Annotated in this window: 15 protein-coding genes and 17 tRNA genes; 31 read left to right on the forward strand and 1 reads right to left on the reverse strand. The window is 37.3% G+C overall.

Annotated features, from left to right (window positions below):
- The first annotated feature begins 42 nt into the window (after nt 1-42).
- From AC2UOP_RS02920 to AC2UOP_RS03035, 24 genes are all read left to right on the forward strand, one after another.
- Nucleotides 43-131: transfer RNA gene (locus AC2UOP_RS02920), tRNA-Leu, on the forward strand.
- Nucleotides 132-147: 16 nt separating this feature from the next.
- Nucleotides 148-223, forward strand: a tRNA-Met gene (locus AC2UOP_RS02925).
- A 554-nt stretch (nt 224-777) separates the two neighbouring features.
- Nucleotides 778-853 (forward strand) — tRNA-Glu (locus tag AC2UOP_RS02930).
- Nucleotides 854-975: 122 nt separating this feature from the next.
- Nucleotides 976-1,052 (forward strand) — tRNA-Met (locus AC2UOP_RS02935).
- Nucleotides 1,053-1,095: 43 nt separating this feature from the next.
- Nucleotides 1,096-1,171 (forward strand) — tRNA-Val (locus tag AC2UOP_RS02940).
- A gap of 5 nt (nt 1,172-1,176) precedes the next feature.
- A tRNA-Asp gene (locus tag AC2UOP_RS02945) sits at nt 1,177-1,254 on the forward strand.
- Between the two features lie 32 nt (nt 1,255-1,286).
- A tRNA-Thr gene (locus AC2UOP_RS02950) sits at nt 1,287-1,362 on the forward strand.
- 16 nt (nt 1,363-1,378) lie between these two features.
- Nucleotides 1,379-1,463 (forward strand) — tRNA-Tyr (locus AC2UOP_RS02955).
- 3 nt (nt 1,464-1,466) lie between these two features.
- Nucleotides 1,467-1,540: transfer RNA gene (locus AC2UOP_RS02960), tRNA-Gly, on the forward strand.
- A 13-nt stretch (nt 1,541-1,553) separates the two neighbouring features.
- Nucleotides 1,554-1,630: transfer RNA gene (locus tag AC2UOP_RS02965), tRNA-Arg, on the forward strand.
- A 4-nt stretch (nt 1,631-1,634) separates the two neighbouring features.
- Nucleotides 1,635-1,711: transfer RNA gene (locus AC2UOP_RS02970), tRNA-Gln, on the forward strand.
- Between the two features lie 3 nt (nt 1,712-1,714).
- Nucleotides 1,715-1,803, forward strand: a tRNA-Ser gene (locus AC2UOP_RS02975).
- A gap of 46 nt (nt 1,804-1,849) precedes the next feature.
- A tRNA-Ser gene (locus AC2UOP_RS02980) sits at nt 1,850-1,943 on the forward strand.
- Between the two features lie 6 nt (nt 1,944-1,949).
- Nucleotides 1,950-2,026 (forward strand) — tRNA-Ile (locus AC2UOP_RS02985).
- 4 nt (nt 2,027-2,030) lie between these two features.
- Nucleotides 2,031-2,106 (forward strand) — tRNA-Trp (locus tag AC2UOP_RS02990).
- Between the two features lie 76 nt (nt 2,107-2,182).
- Nucleotides 2,183-3,466 (forward strand): triphosphoribosyl-dephospho-CoA synthase, encoded by a 1,284-nt coding sequence (locus AC2UOP_RS02995; RefSeq protein WP_484832574.1) that lies wholly within the window; start codon nt 2,183-2,185, stop codon nt 3,464-3,466.
- 25 nt (nt 3,467-3,491) lie between these two features.
- Nucleotides 3,492-3,938: a nucleoside deaminase gene (locus AC2UOP_RS03000; RefSeq protein ID WP_484832575.1), complete on the forward strand. Its 447-nt coding sequence runs from the start codon at nt 3,492-3,494 to the stop codon at nt 3,936-3,938.
- Nucleotides 3,939-4,028, forward strand: a tRNA-Ser gene (locus AC2UOP_RS03005).
- A 13-nt stretch (nt 4,029-4,041) separates the two neighbouring features.
- A tRNA-Arg gene (locus AC2UOP_RS03010) sits at nt 4,042-4,118 on the forward strand.
- A gap of 29 nt (nt 4,119-4,147) precedes the next feature.
- Nucleotides 4,148-5,299, forward strand: coding sequence for a peptidoglycan DD-metalloendopeptidase family protein (locus AC2UOP_RS03015; RefSeq protein WP_484832576.1), 1,152 nt, complete (start codon nt 4,148-4,150; stop codon nt 5,297-5,299).
- Between the two features lies 1 nt (nt 5,300).
- Nucleotides 5,301-6,581 carry an alpha/beta hydrolase family protein gene (locus tag AC2UOP_RS03020; RefSeq protein WP_484832577.1) on the forward strand — a complete coding sequence of 427 codons (1,281 nt, stop codon included), beginning with the start codon at nt 5,301-5,303 and terminating at the stop codon, nt 6,579-6,581.
- 46 nt (nt 6,582-6,627) lie between these two features.
- Nucleotides 6,628-6,801 (forward strand): hypothetical protein, encoded by a 174-nt coding sequence (locus AC2UOP_RS03025; protein WP_484832578.1) that lies wholly within the window; start codon nt 6,628-6,630, stop codon nt 6,799-6,801.
- A 77-nt stretch (nt 6,802-6,878) separates the two neighbouring features.
- Nucleotides 6,879-8,558: an ABC transporter substrate-binding protein gene (locus AC2UOP_RS03030; RefSeq protein WP_484832579.1), complete on the forward strand. Its 1,680-nt coding sequence runs from the start codon at nt 6,879-6,881 to the stop codon at nt 8,556-8,558.
- A gap of 104 nt (nt 8,559-8,662) precedes the next feature.
- A complete protein-coding gene (locus AC2UOP_RS03035; RefSeq protein WP_484832580.1) occupies nt 8,663-9,790 on the forward strand; it encodes a YcjF family protein in 1,128 nt (375 codons plus the stop codon).
- 56 nt (nt 9,791-9,846) lie between these two features.
- Here the strand turns inward: AC2UOP_RS03035 and AC2UOP_RS03040 are convergent, their stop codons facing one another.
- A complete protein-coding gene (locus AC2UOP_RS03040; RefSeq protein ID WP_484832581.1) occupies nt 9,847-11,124 on the reverse strand; it encodes an ArsB/NhaD family transporter in 1,278 nt (425 codons plus the stop codon).
- A gap of 122 nt (nt 11,125-11,246) precedes the next feature.
- Between AC2UOP_RS03040 and mnmH the strand changes: the two genes are divergently transcribed.
- The 7 genes from mnmH (at nt 11,247) to AC2UOP_RS03075 (ending at nt 18,642) form a co-directional block, all read left to right on the forward strand.
- Nucleotides 11,247-12,263 carry a tRNA 2-selenouridine(34) synthase MnmH gene (gene mnmH, locus AC2UOP_RS03045; RefSeq protein WP_484832582.1) on the forward strand — a complete coding sequence of 339 codons (1,017 nt, stop codon included), beginning with the start codon at nt 11,247-11,249 and terminating at the stop codon, nt 12,261-12,263.
- A 51-nt stretch (nt 12,264-12,314) separates the two neighbouring features.
- Nucleotides 12,315-12,857, forward strand: a complete 543-nt coding sequence (locus AC2UOP_RS03050; RefSeq protein ID WP_019215041.1) for a DUF1836 domain-containing protein — start codon at nt 12,315-12,317, stop codon at nt 12,855-12,857.
- Entirely contained in the window at nt 12,854-13,708 is an 855-nt protein-coding gene (locus AC2UOP_RS03055) for a DegV family protein (protein WP_070599341.1), read from the forward strand. The genes AC2UOP_RS03050 and AC2UOP_RS03055 overlap by 4 nt, the downstream gene beginning before the upstream one ends.
- A 128-nt stretch (nt 13,709-13,836) precedes the next feature.
- Nucleotides 13,837-14,547: a phosphoribosylaminoimidazolesuccinocarboxamide synthase gene (gene purC / locus AC2UOP_RS03060; protein WP_106018110.1), complete on the forward strand. Its 711-nt coding sequence runs from the start codon at nt 13,837-13,839 to the stop codon at nt 14,545-14,547.
- Nucleotides 14,547-15,935, forward strand: coding sequence for an amidophosphoribosyltransferase (gene purF, locus AC2UOP_RS03065; protein WP_484832583.1), 1,389 nt, complete (start codon nt 14,547-14,549; stop codon nt 15,933-15,935). Before purC ends, purF begins: the two co-directional genes overlap by 1 nt.
- Complete coding sequence (gene purB / locus AC2UOP_RS03070) at nt 15,922-17,358, forward strand: adenylosuccinate lyase (protein ID WP_484832584.1); 1,437 nt, start codon at nt 15,922-15,924, stop codon at nt 17,356-17,358. The genes purF and purB overlap by 14 nt, the downstream gene beginning before the upstream one ends.
- 9 nt (nt 17,359-17,367) lie before the next feature.
- Nucleotides 17,368-18,642, forward strand: a complete 1,275-nt coding sequence (locus tag AC2UOP_RS03075) for an adenylosuccinate synthase (protein WP_484832585.1) — start codon at nt 17,368-17,370, stop codon at nt 18,640-18,642.
- The last annotated feature ends 73 nt before the right edge of the window (nt 18,643-18,715 follow it).

Here is an 18,715-nt window from a genome sequence, read left to right on the forward strand (position 1 = left end):
CGGTAGGTTGTAAGTTCGAGTCTTACCACAAGCGCCAGATAAGCCGGGGTGGCGGAACTGGCAGACGCACAGGACTTAAAATCCTGCGACCCTTAAAGGTCGTATCGGTTCGATTCCGATCCTCGGCACCAAAAAAGAAAAAGACATCGCGGGATGGAGCAGCTGGCAGCTCGTCGGGCTCATAACCCGAAGGTCGCAGGTTCAAATCCTGCTCCCGCAACCATAAAAGTTACGGAAAAGATCCAATAAACAAACAGATATCAACAAACGGTTCAGCAGACGTTTTTAACCAATCGAGCATCGCAAAGCTTGCTCTCTTGGAAAAACGGTTGCACTTGACCTACTAAAGTTCATTACGGCTAGCGCCTAATTCACTAAGTTAGGTCAATGAAATCCTGCTCCCGCAACCATAATTATTTATATAATTTAGTTGCCTTAAAAATTAATATATGCTATAATACATTTACATGGCCCTATGGTCAACAGACGTTTTTAGCCAATCGAACTTCGCTTTGTTAGTTCTCTTGGAAAAACGGTTGCATCGAACCTACTAAGCTTCAAGCAAAGCTTTCAGCAAGTTAGGTTCAGAAATCAGTTCAAGACACACGCCGTTTTAATGACCTAAGCACATGAGAAGCGAGCATAGCGAGCTTACGAATGTCAGCTAGGTCAGATGCCAGTCTCGTTTCATTTTCCATAGGAAAATGTCAGAAGCAGGCCACGGCGGAGCCGTGAAAGTACACAATTTAATATATAAATAAATAATACATATAATATGGCCCTATGGTCAAGCGGTTCAAGACACCGCCCTTTCACGGCGGTTACCCGGGTTCGAATCCCGGTAGGGTCACCATTTTTATTCAAGTTTAAGAATTTATTAATTTTATATTGACAAATTCTTAAAAATGTATTAATATAGAAGTGTAGTCAGTCAAGAGAAAACATTAACTCACGCGCTTGATTACGCTGTATCATGGCGGAGTAGCTCAGTTGGCTAGAGCATTCGGTTCATACCCGAAGTGTCAGGAGTTCAAATCTCTTCTCCGCTACCAAGTTCTTTTCAGAACTAAAGTTAATAGATTTATAATCATGCATGGACGATTAGCTCAGCTGGGAGAGCATCTGCCTTACAAGCAGGGGGTCACAGGTTCGAGCCCTGTATCGTCCACCATGCATGGCCCGGTAGTTCAGTTGGTTTAGAATGCTAGCCTGTCACGCTAGAGGTCGTGGGTTCGAGCCCCATCCGGGTCGCCATAAAAGATTAGGCGACAAATATCGCCTAAGTTGCCGGCGTAGCTCAATTGGTAGAGCAACTGACTTGTAATCAGTAGGTTAGGGGTTCAAGTCCTCCCGCCGGCTCCATATCTTTTAGCATTTAGGAAGAGTACCCAAGTGGCTAAAGGGGGCGGACTGTAAATCCGTTAGCTAAGCTTTCAGTGGTTCAAATCCAGTCTGTTCCACCATATGCGGGTGTAGCTCAGTGGTAGAGCCCCAGCCTTCCAAGCTGGTTGCGAGGGTCCGATTCCCTTCACCCGCTCCATAATTCAATATATGCGACTATAGCTCAGCTGGATAGAGCAACGGACTTCTAATCCGTGTGCCGGGGGTTCGACTCCTCCTAGTCGCGCCATTGTTGGGATGTAGCCAAGTCGGTAAGGCACCAGACTTTGACTCTGGCATTCCGTAGGTTCGAGTCCTACCATCCCAGCCATGCGGAGAGGTATCGAAGCGGTCATAACGAGGCGGTCTTGAAAACCGTTTGGGTGCAAGCCCACGTGGGTTCGAATCCCACTCTCTCCGCCATTTTTTTTATTTAAAATGGCTTATGCCGAATAATTTAATAAATATTGGAGAAGTACTCAAGTGGCTGAAGAGGCTCCCCTGCTAAGGGAGTAGGTCCTAATTTACGGGGCGCGAGGGTTCAAATCCCTCCTTCTCCGCCACAATGTGGACCTTTAGCTCAGTTGGTTAGAGCGTCCGGCTCATAACCGGCAGGTCCGGGGTTCGAGTCCCTGAAGGTCCACCAATTTAGGGGTTTAGCTCAGCTGGTAGAGCAACGGTCTCCAAAACCGTGTGCCGAGGGTTCGAAACCTTCAACCCCTGCCATAAGCCTTTTATAGGCTTATTTTTTTAGCTTTTTTTATAATTTACTATAAAAATTATTTAGAATGGATGTGTTTTCATGAAGGCGCACGCTTTTTTTGAAACAATTGAAGAAATATTATTAGAGTCTTTAAAAGATGAACTTGATTTAACACCTAAGCCTGGCTGTGTTGATGGATATGACTGTGGTCCGCATTCAGACATGGATTATAATGTGTTTTTAAAAAGCATTTCATCTCTTAAAGGCTATTTTTTTGAGATAATGGAAGTGTCAAACACAGAAAAAAGTTTTTCTGATACTTTTAATGCAATTAGGCCCATTGGCATGAAATATGAAAAGAGGATGTATGAGGCAACAGGGGGAGTCAATACACATAAGGGTGCAATATTCACTCTTGGCGTGATTACTTCTGCTATTGGAAAGATTTATTATGACAACAAGTACATAAGCGTTAATCTAATTAGTGAATATGTAAAAAAACTTTGTGCAAATATTTTTGATGATTTTAATAAAAAAGAAATGCAGGATTCGAATGGTGCTCGTATTTACAAAAACAATTTTAGGCACTCTGGTATTAGATATGAGGCAAAGAATGGCTTTATGACTGCTCTTGATGCTTATGAATTTTATAAAAATACAAAGGATTTCTTAAAGACTTATGTTTATATCATTTCAATTCTTGATGATACGACGACTATTAATAGAGTTGGAGAGGCCGGTCTTAATTTTTCTAAAGACTATGCAAAAAAAGTTTTAAATTGTGATAATTTTGATTATGAAATCAAGCTTATGGATTGTCTCTACACTGAAAAAAACATTTCAACTGGTGGCTGTGCTGATACCATGGAACTTGTTTACTTTTTTAAGCGCATTGATGATTTTTTAGTTAGCTATATGAATGATTTTTTATATAATAAGGAATATAGATGGGAAACTATTAAAAAAGCAATTGACGATTATAAAAAACCTATTATAACTCTTAATCTAAATATAAAGGGAATGCATAAGGACAAGGATGAGTTTGGGCCTTTATATCTCAAGGCTAAAATGTTTTTGGCTTCATACGAATTAATTTATGAGGATGAGGATAATTATTCAGCCATTTATCTAGCGAAAAATGATGGGGCTCATGAAAAGAAAAAATTTGTGAACTTAGAGGAAAAATATGATTTTATGCGCTTTGTTGATATTGATGTGATTGATACATCTCTTATGCCTATATCGAGATCTGATCTTGGCCTTCATAAAAGGTCTTGTATTGTTTGCGGAGGCGATAGATTTATTTGTATGCGTGAAGATAGGCATTCGCAAGAGGATTTCAATGCACGATTAGACAAAATTTTATTGAATCTTGACAAATAGGCTCATTTACTATATAATATTATCTATGGAAAAAAGGTTTATGAACATGGCAATCAGAGAGGCGATCAAGGCTTATAGACTTGGCGAGGTACCTGTTGGGGCTGTCGTTGTTAAGGACGGAGAAGTGATTTCTAAAGCCTTTAATGAGACTATCACCATGACTGATGCATCTAGTCATGCGGAGATGCTTGCTATAAGACGCGCCTGCGAAAAGCTTGAAAATTACAGGCTTACAGGCTGCGAGCTCTATGTAACGCTTGAGCCATGCATGATGTGCCTAGGAGCAATTTTGGAAGCGCGTATAAAAAACTTATACATTGGTCTACTTGATTATAAGAAGGGCGCTTGTATTAGCAAAATGCAGCTTCATAACTCATCTCTTAGCTATCACAAGTTAAATGTGTTTTATGAGGAGAGCAAAATTTATAAATTTCTTTTGCAAAACTTTTTCAAGACCTTAAGAAACAAATAGGGAGTGGTATCGAAGAGGTCATAACGGGGCGCACTCGAAATGCGTTAGGGGCCTTGCTCCACGTGGGTTCGAATCCCACCCACTCCGCCAATATAATATATGTGCACTAGTAGCTCAGTTGGATAGAGCAGCGCCCTCCTAAGGCGTGTGCCGGGGGTTCGATTCCTCTCTAGTGCGCCATTTTATTTTTTTCACAAGGAGGTACTTTAGTGAACTTTAAGATAAAAAAGCTTGGCATCATCGCAAGTGTGGCATTTATAGCTCTTGCCATGACCATATTTTTTGTATATAAGAATTTTTTCTCAAGGGTGGAAGTTTTTTCTTCTGGCAAATCTTTGGGTGTATACGCAAGTGTACATAAATTTAATGAAGCTATTGATAATTATAAATCCAAATATGAAGATAGATATGGTGTATATCTTATAAAGGCAAAATATGAGTTTAATTCAAGTGACAAAGAGCTTAGAAACACTATATCTGAAGACGCTTTTGACATAGACGCTTATGCTATTTTAAAAAATGGTAGAAGCATTTATGCACTTAAGAATGAAGATGCTGCAAATGAGTTTTTGACAGATCTTGAAAACCATTACTATAGTGACAACACCATGAGCGTAAAAATTAAGGACGATGTTGAAATAAAAAGAGAAAAGATGCCTCTAAGAGCTGTAATGACTGTAAAAGCAGCGCTTGAAGAGGTATTAGAGAACAATAAACTAAAAAATGAAAACGCTATAAATGTATTACTAACTAAGAAGGAAAATACTGAAGAGGTCATCACTATGCCGGTTGAAAGCCAAGATGATCCATCTCTTCCAAGAGGTGAGACTGTTCTTTCAATGGATGGTGAGGACGGACTTAAAACTGTTAAGAGTATTTCTTATTACGAAAACGACGAGCTTATAAGCAAGGTCGTTTTAGAGGAGAATGTTAAGAAAAAGGCTGCTCCAAAGCTTGTTCTTGTTGGAACTAGAAAGGCTTTGGCTGATGGCAGCTTCATAAAACCTACCAGAGGTGGCTACTCATCAGGCTTTGGTAGAAGATGGGGCAGAATGCACCAAGGCGTTGACATAGACGCTGATTATGGCGACGATGTTTTCTCAGCTGATGGCGGCGTTGTAAGCTTTGCTGGAACTTTAGGTACTTACGGTAACCTTATCGAGATAGACCACCAAAACGGCTACAAGACTAGATATGCTCACCTAAGCAGTATAAATGTTTCCAAGGGGGACACTTTAACTAAGGGCGAGTTTATAGGCAAGGTTGGCGCGACTGGGAGAGTAACTGGTCCGCATCTACATTTTGAAGTTATTGTCAATGGCAAGGCTCAAGACCCAATGAATTACTTAAGAGGCAATTAAAATGAAGAAATTTCTATTACTAGCACTTGTTCTTTTAATGAGCCTAAGTTTATTCTCGTGCACAAAGAAGATAGAATACAATGAAGCAAAGGACATAGCTCATAAGTATATGGAAGCACTTAGAAGTGCTGATGGTGACGTGCTTTTCGAAGCGGCTAAGCTTAAAAATCAAAAGCAAATTGAAAAAGAAGCTTTTCAAAGATCTTTAACTCAAACTCTTAAAAAGATAGGCGAGTTCAAAGAGGGCAAGGACGAAAAATTTGATTATATTGAAAATACTTATGTATTATCGAGTGAAGATAAATTTACTTATAGGATGACTACATCCATCATAGAGCTTAACAAGTCAGGCGGCTTAAATAACGCATACTTTATGCTTAAGGAGCCAATTTGTGAAGATAATGACATTTTCAAAGAAGAAAGTTTTGTTTTGGACAACGATGGAGCGAAGATGTATGGCGCTCTTACCATTCCAAAGGATTTTACTTCTAAGAAGGTAGTTTTTATGATGCAAGGATCTGGCCCACAAGATATGGACGAAACAGTTGGTCTAAACGGCAACAAGCCATTTAGAGACCTTGCGCATGGTCTTGCAAAGCTGGGTGTAGCAACGCTTAGAATTGATAAGAGATATGTAAATAACGCGCCAAAGGAATACACTGTTGATGAAGAAGTTTTATCAGACGCAAAACTTGCTATAGAGGAGCTTAAAAAGGACTCTAGATTTGATGATGTTTATGTACTTGGTCACTCACTTGGAGCGATGCTTGCACCAAGAGTAGCCAAAGAAGAGGGTTTGAATAAGGTAGCCATGCTTTCTGCATCGACTATGAAGTTTACTGACATAATTTATACGCAGCAAATGGAGTATCTTGACTCAGGCGAAGTAAGCAGCTCAGTTGCTGATTTTCAAAAGAAAGAGATCACTAAGATTAAAGAGCAAATCGATGCGATGACAGAAAAGACTAAAGGTAACTTCTTTAGTATGCCCGCTTCTTATGTTTATTCAGTTAACCAAGTGAGTCCAGTAGATGACATAAAATCATCAGACTTTGATGTATTTATAGCGCACGGCTCAAAGGACTTCCAAGTGAAGAAAGATGAGCTTGATAAGTTTGAAAAAGCTTTGAATGGTAGAGATCATGTGATATATAAGTTATATGAGGGACTTAATCATCTTATGATGCCAGAGGATTCAGATGAGCTTTCAGTAGAAATATATGACAAAGAAAATCACCTAAGTCAAGACGTAATCAATGATTTAGCAGAATTTTTTAAATAAGATATAAGAGCGAATAGAGATATTCGCTTTTTTAAACGGAGGAAAAATGTTAAAAGCGATTGCATTTACATTAATATTTTTGGGAACATCCTTGCAGCTTCCTAGCAAGATAGCATCATATAAGAAAGATAAGTGCACAGAAAATTTATTGGGGATGCTAGCTTATCTACTAATAGCGCTAGGATCATTTTTACTAGCGCTTGGATATTTTTTTGGATAATTATCTAAAAAAAGTAAAATTGTTATTTAAGCTATGAAAAATTAGCTTTATATAAATATTTATAATAGGAGGAATTTATGAAATTAAAAAGACTAATGGCTCTAATGCTTGCATTAGTAGTGTTCGCTGCATTTGCTATAGGCTGCTCTAAGCCGGCTAATGATGCAGGAAAAGCTAATGAAGAAGAAAAAGTAGCCGAAGAAACAAAAGATGATGAGACTAAAGAAGAGTCTCAAGAGGATGAAAAAACAGAGGAGACAGAAGAAGATGACGGCCCAGTACAAGAGGGAGGCACTTTAACAATTGGATTGTTTGGCGAACCAGAACAATACTGCCCACTAGTAAATTATTTAAGCGTAATTGAAAATAATATCGTTCCAAATGTATTTAGTGGACTTGTAAAACTTAATTTAAAGAAAGAAATAATTCCAGATCTTGCTGAAAGCTATGAGTATAAAGATGATGGCAAGACTATAGTTTTCCATTTGCGTGACAATGTAAAGTGGCACGACGGAGTGGATTTTTCCGCTGAAGACGTAAAGTGGTCATATGATGCTTATAGTAATAATAAAAATTATAGTGATTATTTATTTAATCTTGATTCTGTGAATGTTATCGATAAGAATACTGTTGCATTCAAACTTAAACAAGCAGATGCAGCCTTTATAGCAAATACGGCTGATCTTATGATGTATGTTTTGCCTAAGCATATATATGGCGGTAATAATATTGTAAATAATCCTGCAAATAAGGCGCCTATAGGCACTGGCCCTTTTAAATTTGTCGAACAAAAAGCTGGTGAGTCAGTTACACTTGAAAAAAATCCAGTTTACTTTGGCAAGGGTCCTTATCTAGATAAATTAGTATTTAAAATTTATGATGGTCTAGATCCTCAATTCAAAGCCTTGATAAATGATGAAATTGATTATGGTGCAGTTCCATATAATGAAGTTGATAATCTTGCCAAAAATGATAAGTATAAATTTGTATCTTATCTTGTCCCAAAAATTGAAGGGATAGAATTTAATGTTAAAAGCGGAAAGTTTGCAGACTCTAAGCTAAGAGAAGCAGTTTTATATGGACTAGATAGAAAAGCAATTTGCGATAAAGTTCACAAAGACAGAGGCTCAGCTTCAGATTACTTTATCTCACCTATTTATGAGTGGGCGCTTAATGACGATGCAAAGATGCCTGAAAGAGACGTAGAAAAAGCTAAAAAACTTATAGAAGAAGCTGGCTTTACTATGAATAGTGATGGATATTATTTTGAAACAAGCTATCTTACAAATACAAAAGCTGAATATGACGACTTATATAAAGTGCTTGTTGAACAATTTAAAGAAATTGGCATTAAGTTAAATCGTGATGAGTTAGATTATTCAGATTATATATCAAAAATTCATGATAAGAAAGATTTTGAAATAACCGTTATAAATTTCTACAATGGAGCTGATATCTCATCATTAAGCGAGGTATTTCAATCATATTCATCAATTAACTTTGGAGCTTACTCAAATGAAGAGATGGATAAAGAACTTAATCTTGGTAGAATTGCATATAAGATAGAAGATAGGGCACCTCACTATAAGAAGGTTCAAGAAATTGCAAGAAAAGATTTACCAGTTATATTCTTGTGGAATTTTGGATATAAAACTCCAGTTAAGAAATATATTAAAAATATGCCTTTTGATAAAGTTAAAGACGAAGTTACTTGGGGAGAATACACTTTAACTTGGATAGACGAAAGCAAGAAATAATGTTTTAACTTAATAAACACTAAATGAGCGTAAGAAGCGATTTGCTTTTTACGCTTTTTCTTATCTATTAATAGCTTTTGGGTATATATAATTTAGGTGATTATATGAAAAATATCAATGACAATATCAATCTAGCTGATGAATTATACGATAAAATCGAGAAGGAACTTGGTAAGCTTAAAAAGGTGAAGATACTTGTACTAGGCAAGACTGGTGCAGGTAAGTCGACTCTTATTAATGCTTTGTTCCGTGAGGATATACTAAAGACTGGCGTTGGTTATCCCATGACCAAAAACATTGTCAAGGTAGAGAAGGACGGCGTGCCTCTTACTTTATACGACACACGTGGACTTGAGCTGGATAATGACTCGCGTCTCGAAGTTTACAAGGAAGTCGCAAATTTCGCCCGTGAAATGCAAATGAAGGGTGACGACGAAAGACTCAGTCTCATCTACTTTTGCATCAACGCTCAAGGCCTTAGGATAGAGAAGGAAGAGGAAGAGCTCATAAGAACGCTTAGTAAGGAGAATAAAGTCATCATAGTCCTTACAAAATTCTTCTCAGACGAAGCAAAAGACTTTTACTCTTTTATTAAAAATATGAATATGGGTGAGTTTGCCATAGCTCCAGTGCTTGCGAAGAACCTTAAGATCAACCGTGATAATATTATTTTGGCACATGGACTTGAGGACCTTGTTAAAATGAGTATGGACGCGCTTGAAGAGGAGTACCAAATATCTTTTAACAATGCCCAACATGCAGATTTAAAGCTAAAAGCAGAAAAGGCACGCAGTTGGGCGAAGAAATACATTGCCTCAAGCTTTGGAGTTGGCTTCGTTCCAATACCATTCTCAGATGCATCGGTGCTGGTACCCATGGAGCTAACTATGCTTGCTCATATCACAGCCATCTTCGGAGTGCCGGTTAATAAAAAGAGACTCGCTTCATTAGTCGCAGGTCTCGGCGGAACCATGGGCGCAACCTATCTTGGTCGCTTCATAGTAAGTAACGCACTAAAATTCTTTCCAGGCGCAGGAACTGTGGTCGCAGGCCTCATCAGCGGCACAACTGCTTCAGCTATCATGGCATCACTTGCTTTTGCCTATATCGAAGTACTTACAGTTCTTCTTAAAAAAGCAAAGTCGGGTGACAATATAGACGACAAAGAATTAGAAGAACTATTAAAAAAGCTCTATAAAGATAATTTAAAGAATCACAAAAAGCTTAAATAAATTAAGACCTTAAGAGTTAATTCTCCTAAGGTCTTTTACTTTGCTTATAAAACTAATTATCTATAAATGAACCAAACTAAAACGTATCCGACTAAGACTGCTGTCAAAGTGAACGGCACGCTCATCTTCATAAAATCTTTGTTCTCAACAGTGTAGCCAGCTTCCTTAAGTATGCCAAGTGAAGCAATGTTCGCTGAGGCACCTATTGGCGTGATGTTTCCACCAAGTGTCGCGCCGCTTAGTAGCCCGAAATAAAATACTGTCATGTCGAATGGCACGTGTGTTGAAATTACTGAAAGAACTGGCAGCATTGTCGCTACATATGGGATGTTGTCAACGAAGGCACTGATTAAGACGCTTCCCCAAACAAGTGCTGTATATAATAAAAGCGGTCTGTCTGCTAGCTTTATGAATAGCTTTGCGATTTCATCGATAACACCAGCATTTTCAATACCGGATATAATGATGAATAGTCCTGCTAGTAAGCCAAGTGTGTTGAAGTCAATTTCGCTCGCAACAGTTTTTATTATGGACGAATCTTTATGCCTTAGTAGGTGATAAATTACACCAAAAACAGCTACACCGACGCAGATAAGTCCATTTAGTATATCTATCTTTTGATCTTGCGGAATAAATGATGCAAAAATCAATAAAACTATCATAAGTATTACTAAGTATGTTGGCATCATGTCCTTAACTTTGGTTACTTCGATCGCATCAACCTTGCCCTTCATATCTCTAATTGCAAAATAAATGAAGGCAGTAGCAAATATTGCTGAGATTTGCACTATCCAGAACATACCCATGTGTCCATGATATACGAAGAAGTCGAAGAAAGTCATGTTTAGTGCGCTTCCTAAAAGTATCGAAGATGTATCGCCAACCAAAGTTGCCGCACCTTGTAAATTTGACGATATTGATATCGCTATGATCATTTTAACTGGAGATATCTTTAGCTTTTTTGCGAGACTCATCGCAACAGGTGCTATCATTAAAACTGTTGCGACATTATCGATGAAGGCTGATACAAAGCCGGCGAACAAGGATAAGAAAAGTATTATTAGCCTTATGTCCTTAACCTTGTTTATGATAAGGTCCGCAAGTCTTGTTGGCATCAAGCTTTCGGAGAACAAAGATACAAGCATCATAGTTCCACCTATCATTAAAAGTACGTTGAAATCGATAGCACCCCAAATTGTATTAACAGGCACTATATTTAAAATTATAAAAACAAGCGCACTTATGCCGACAACGAGCGGCCTATGATTAACAAATTTAATCATGAATATGTATGTTATGATGAAAAGTGCAGCTGCGAGTATGAGTTTATCCATATTGTCCTCCTTTATATATATTAACTAGATTATTATATATATAATTATAAAAAATGTCAAGGAGTTCGCAGCTCATATTGATTTTTTCACGCATTTGCTGTATTATATTTATAGGTGAAATTATGTTAGAAGAATTAATTTATGAAGATATAGAAAATTTGAATAATATCGTCTTGGTCGATGTGAGGAGCGAAATTGAGTATAAAAACGCTCACATACCAGGCGCCATCAATATACCGATACTTGATAATGATGAGAGATGCGAGGTAGGCACACTATATGATAGGGTATCTTATGAACTTGCTAAAATAAAGGCCGTTGAATACGTATCGAAAAAACTTCCTGAGCTTTATAAAAAATATTTGGATTTAGAAAAAAATTATGAAGAAATTGTCATATATTGCGATAGAGGTGGATATAGATCGACTGTGCTTGAGAAGACTTTTCGTGCGCTTGGCATGCACATCTCAAAGCTTGGCGGTGGTTACAAAGCATATAGAAAATATATAACAAAAAAACTTGATGAGTACCTAGATAGAATAAAGGTCCTTAGCCTATACGGTTTAACTGGCACACATAAGACATATATAATTAGAAGACTTGAGGAAGACGGCATAAAAGTTTTGGATTTAGAAAAGTATGCGAATCATAGAGGATCCATCTTTGGTTCAGTTGGCTTAAAGGAAAAAGTTTCGCAAAAAATGTTTGACTCATACATCTATGAAGCGATTAAAAAAGATCCTGATGCTACCTACATTACAGAGGGCGAATCAAGAAGGATAGGAGACATCATTCTAGATGAAAAATTATATACAAAGATGCTTAACTCAGAAAAAATACTTATAGAAGCATCTCTTGATGAAAGAGCAAAAAACATTATCGAAGATTATTTGCCAAAGGATAATGAAGAAGAAATACTAGAGACTTTTGAAGAATTTAAAAAATTCATTAGCAAGGAAAGATATGAAAAATACATGGAGATGCTCTTAGCTAAGGATTACATAGAACTTATCAAAGATATGATGAAGAGCTACTACGATCCGAAGTATTCATATAAGAATTACGAGTACATCAAAACATTTAAAGACGCTAGCTATAAGGATATTAAGGAATTTATCAAAAAGCACTTGACATTATAATCTAGTTATGCTAAACTATGGATGTAGTATTAAATACTAAGTGGAGGCAATATGAGAGTTAAAATATTAAACAGTCTTAGCGAACTAAAGCTTCCAAGATACAAGGACTTGCCTGACTTTGGTATATATTCAGAGCAGCTAGTCGAGATAGTTAACAAAGCTTTGGAAGCAATGTTTGATGAGGACAACAAACTAACGAAGTCCATGGTCAATAATTATGTCAAGCACAAAATTATGCCGAGCCCAATCAAAAAGCGTTACTTTCGTAATCATATCGTTTATTGCATAGTGATTACTGTTTTGAAAAACATTTTGAGCATAGCAGAGATTGATGAAGGGATTTTGCATGAGCTTAATAAAAGCCCTATAGAAGAATCATACAATTATTTCTGCAATAAAATGGAAGAAGTGATGAGACTCGTTATAAGCATCTTGGATAGGCAAAGCAGCCCTGAAATTAAAGGCAGAGCATCTATTGATATAGATCTTGACAAGAGAAATGGCTTAACACTTGCCATAGTAAGCGTTTGCACCAAAGTTATTACACAAAAACTATTAAAATACGAGCTTTTAAATGCTAAGGAGGACAAATGAGTAAAGTAGGATTAATTATAGATACAGCCTGCGATGTACCTAAGGAAGCGTACGAAAAGTTAAATGTAGCTATGCTACCTTTATGGGTTCATTTCTCAGACAAATCATATAGAGATATCTTAGATATAGAAAAAGGCGAGTTTTATGAGCTTCTTGATAAGGAGTTTCCTAAGACAAGTACACCATCTCCAGTAGAGATAAAAGATATAGTTGACAAAGAATTTGCAGACGGTGCAGATGAAGTCATAATCATCACACTATCGTCAAAGCTTAGCGGTGCCAATAACTTAGCAAATCTTATAGCTATGGACTACGATGGAAAGGTAAAAGTTTTCGATACAAAAAATATTGCAATAGGTGCAGGTTTTTACGCATATAGAGCAGCTGAGCTAAGAGATGAAGGACACAGCGCTGATGAAATCATTAAAATAATGACAGATGATAGAGATAATATGAAGTCAAAGACATACTTTGCTATTCCAGAATTAACTAATCTAATCAATGGCGGAAGGATAGGCAAAGTTCAAGGCGTTATCGGTCAATTTTTAAATATAAAACCAATAATCACATGCAATATGGACGGCGTTTACTACGCCATAGACAAGGTAAGAGGTTTTTCAAAGGCACAAAAGAAACTTATCGAGAGGATAAAAGAAGAGCTAAGTGGTGTAAAAGACTACTACCTAGCTATTTGCCACGGAGCAAATCCAGAAGCATTTAATTTAGTTAAGGAAGCACTTAAAGACGAAGTAGCTAAGGCAAAAGTATATGTTGAAGAACAAATCGCGCCAACACTAGCAGTACACACAGGGAGAGGCCTTGTAGGCGTTGCATATTATAAATTATCATAGAAAAAATATATTTTTATAAGGGCTTACAAATTAAGTCCTTATATTTTTGTAAAAATATTTCTATAATGATTGAAAAATATTTTTCTTAGTGATATAATTAGAATGTAATTTTTAAGGAGGATGACGACATGGAAAAGTTAGAACAAGTTTATGAAGGTAAGGCAAAAAAGGTTTTCAAAACTGATGACCCTAAAAAGTTTATCTTATCTTACAAGGATGACGCTACTGCATTTAACGGCAAGAAGAAAGGAACTATAGTTGGCAAAGGGGTAGTCAACAACAAGATGAGTAACTTCTTCTTCCAAAAGCTTGAAAAAGAAGGTATACCAACAATATACATTGAAGAACTAAACGACAGAGACACTTTAGTTAAGGCTGTTGAGATAGTTCCACTAGAAGTTATAGTTAGAAACGTAACTGCAGGTAGCTTCTCTAAGAGGATGGGTGTTGAAGAAGGTAAGGAATTACTTCACCCAATAGTTGAGTTCTCATACAAGTCAGATCCACTTGATGACCCATTCATCAACGATGACTATGCTACAGCGCTTGGTCTTGCTACTAAAGAAGAAGTAGAAACTATAAAAGACTATGCAAGAAAGGTAAATGAATACCTTTGCAAGCATTTTAAATCTGTTGGCATAAGATTAGTTGACTTCAAGCTTGAATTTGGTAGATATGACGGCAAGATTATCTTAGCTGATGAAATTAGTCCAGATACTATGAGACTATGGGACTACGAAACTAACGAAAAGCTTGATAAAGACAGGTTTAGACGTGACCTTGGTAATGTTGAAGATGCATACCACGAAGTCATGAGAAGACTTGGACTAGAAAAGTAATGTTTGATAAAATACATGAGGAGTGTGGCGTTTTCGGTGCTTATTCACTTAAGCACGAAGACGTCTCAACTCTGATCTATTACGGACTATTCGCTTTGCAGCACAGGGGCCAAGAATCTTGCGGTATTGCTGTAACAGATACTAAAATGAGCCAAAATATCCAGGTTTATAAAAACATGGGTCTAGTTAATGATGTTTTTAATAAAGAAAATTTAGCTAAACTCAATGGCAATCTTGGCGTTGGCCACGTTAGATACTCAACTTCAGGTAATTCTACCGTTACTAATGCTCAGCCACTAGTTATAAACTATTGGAAAGGCACTTTAGCCATCGCTCATAACGGCAATATTGTTAATCAAAAAGCACTTAAGGATGAACTTTCACAAACAGGAGCCATATTTCAAACGACTTCTGATTCTGAAATCATTCCTTATCTTATAGCAAGAGCTAGACTTGAGTCAAAATCTGTTGAAGAAGCAGTTGTCAAGGCTATGCCAAAGATAGTTGGCGCCTACTCACTAGCAATAGCAAGCCCACAAAAGCTTATAGCTGCAAGAGATCCTAACGGTTTTCATCCGCTTTGTATAGGTCAAAAAGAAGATATATACTTCGTATCGAGCGAATCATGCGCTCTTGATGCAGTTGGAGCAAAGTTCATAAGAGATGTTGAACCAGGTGAAGTCGTTATAATTACTGAAGAAGGCATTAAATCTGTATATAAATATGAAGCTAAAAAATCCACTTGTATATTTGAATACATTTATTTTGCAAGACCTGACTCAGCCATTGACGGCATTAGCGTCTATGAAGCAAGATTAAATGCAGGCAGGATGCTTCACAAGAGATATCCAGTCGATGCTGACGTAGTCGTTGGAGTTCCAGACTCAGGTACACCAGCAGCTTATGGCTATGCACAAGAGGCTAATATACCATTCTCAATCGCTTTCATCAAGAATAATTATGTTGGTAGAACATTTATTAAGCCGAGTCAAGATCAAAGATCACAAGGCGTATCTATCAAGCTAAACATTCTTAAGGATGAGGTTAAAGATAAGAAGATAGTTTTAGTTGATGATTCAATCGTTAGAGGAACAACTATGAAAAATATTGTAAAGCAGCTTAAGGAGCTTGGCGCTAAGGAAGTTCATGTCAGAATATCCTCACCACCATTTTTACATCCGTGCTTTTATGGTACTGACGTGCCGACAAATAAGGAGCTAATTGCGTTTAAGTACACTCAAGACGAAATCAGGGACTACATTGGCTGTGATACGCTTGGTTACTTAAAGGTAGAGGACCTTAAGGAGCTTGTAGGCGGCAGGTGTGACTATTGCAACGCTTGCTTTACTGGTAATTATCCAACAGAGGTGGAAGATGGACAAATATAATAAATATATATCGCCGTTCTCAGAAAGATATTCTTCAAAAGAGATGCAATATATATTTTCAGAAGAATATAAATTTAAAACTTGGAGAAAGATGTGGATAGCTCTAGCAGAAGCAGAAAAAGAGATGGGTCTAGACATATCAGATGAAGCTATCGAAGAGATGAAGGCTAATAAGGACAATCTTAACATCGAAGTCGCAAAAGAAAGAGAAAAGCTTGTGCGTCACGATGTTATGAGTCATGTCTACGCCTATGGCCTTCAAGCGCCAAAGGCAAAGGCAATCATTCACTTAGGAGCAACTAGTTGCTACGTTGGTGATAACACTGACCTTATCACCATGCACGAGGCTCTTAAGCTTATCAGAAAAAAAGTTCTTACTGTTATGAAAAACCTTAGGGACTTTGCCATAAAGTACAAGGATCTTGATACGCTTGGCTACACTCACTATCAAGCAGCTCAACCAACAACAGTTGGCAAGAGAGCCTCACTATGGCTTCAAGACCTTTACATGGACTTAGAAGAGCTAGATAAATTATTAGCAGATTACAAATTACTTGGATCAAAAGGAACTACAGGCACACAAGCCTCCTTCATGGAACTTTTTGACAATGACGAAGAAAAAGTAAAGAAAGTCGATGAACTTATAGTGAAAAAACTTGGTTTCGACAAAGTTTTAACTATAAGCGGACAAACATATACAAGAAAGATAGATGCCAAGATACTTAATGTACTTAGCCTAATAGCTCAAAGTGCATATAAGTTCTCAGGCGACTTAAGATTATTAGCAAATTTAAAAGAAATAGAAGAGCCACTAGAAAAAAATCAAATCGGTTCGTCTGCCATGCCATACAAGAGAAATCCTATGCGTGCAGAAAGAATCGCATCAATCTCACGCTACATCATAGTAAATTCACTTAATCCGCAAATAACTGCCGCAACACAATGGTTTGAAAGAACACTTGATGACTCGGCTAACAAGAGGATAGCTATGAGCGAGGCCTTCCTAGCGCTTGATGGTGTACTAGATATATACATCAACGTTAGCGACGGACTTATAGTTTATGAAAATGTTATCAAAAAGCACTTAAACGAAGAGCTTCCATTTATGATAACAGAAAATATCCTTATGGAATGCGTTAAACGTGGCGGAGACAGACAAGCCCTTCATGACAAGATCAGAGTTCATTCGAGAGAAGCACAAAAGAGGATCAAAGAAGAGGGCAAGGATAATAATTTATTAAAGCTAATTTCTGAGGACAAAGATTTTAACTTAACTATGGATGACATAGAAAAGATAAAGTCTGATTCAAAGATTAGCGGAAGAGCATCTTCACAAGTTGAAGAATTTGTAAGTGAAACCATTGACCCGATACTTGAAAAGAACAAGGACAGCATCGGTATCAAGGTTGAACTCAATGTTTAGGAGGTATATATGATTACAGCTATAGTAGGAGCTAACTGGGGCGACGAAGGCAAGGGTAAAGTAACTGATATGCTAGCATGTGATGCAGATTATGTCGTTAGATTTCAAGGTGGAGCCAACGCTGGCCACACTATTATCAATAATTATGGTAGATTTGCACTTCATCTATTGCCATCAGGAATATTTAATGAAAACACTGTCAACATACTTGCAAACGGTGTTGCGCTAAACATACCATTCTTTATAAACGAGCTTAAATCAATCATTGACGCAGGCGTTAAAGAGCCAAAAGTTTATGTATCTGATAGAGCACAAATAGTTATGCCATATCATATAGACTTTGATAAGTACGAAGAAGAAAGACTTAGCAAGGCATCCTTTGGCTCTACTAAATCAGGCATAGCATATATTTTTGCAGATAAATATCAAAAGATAGGCTTTGAAGTGAATGAGCTTTATGACGAAGAATATCTTTCAGAAAAATTAGATTTGATACTACCAATCAAAAATGCCATTCTTAAAGAGCTTTATCATAAAGAGCCGCTTAAGAAGGAAGATGTTTTAAAGACACTTCTTGAATATGGCGAAATGATTAAGCCTTATGTTAAAAACACATCCAAGATGCTTAGAAAAGCTATCAAAGATGGCAAGAAAATTTTATTCGAAGGTCAATTAGGCACACTTAAAGATACAGATCATGGCATCTATCCAATGGTAACAAGCTCATCAACACTTGCTGGATACGCATCTATAGGAGCTGGAGTGCCACCGTATGAAATTAAAAACATCATCGCAGTAACAAAGGCATATTCATCAGCAGTAGGCGCAGGCGAGTTCGTAAGCGAAATCTTTGATGAAGAAGCAAATGAGTTAAGGACTCATGGCGGCGACAAGGGCGAGTTCGGCGCAACAACAGGTAGACCAAGAAGAGTTGGATGGTTCGACGTAGTCGCAACAAAGTATGGTATAGAAATGCAAGGCGCAACAGACATCGCCTTCATGGTAGTAGACGCGCTTAGCTACTTAGATGAAATACCAGTTTGCGTTAGCTACGACATAGACGGCGAGATAACAGATGAATTTCCTAACACATCCAAGCTTAAAAAAGCAAAACCAGTTCTAGAAAGACTAAAGGGCTGGAAGAGCGACATAAGAGGCATAACTAAGTATGAAGAGCTTCCAAAAGAAGCAAGAGATTACATCGAGTTCATTGAGGAAAAACTTGGCAAAAAATTTAAATACATTTCTACAGGACCAAAGAGAGAAGAAATGATAATTAGATAAAGATTAACTACGCTTGTGTATATGAGCGTAGTTTTTTATGCCATTTATTTTTCTATCTATAAAGAAATCTTAT

The organism is Fenollaria sp., from assembly GCF_057222035.1.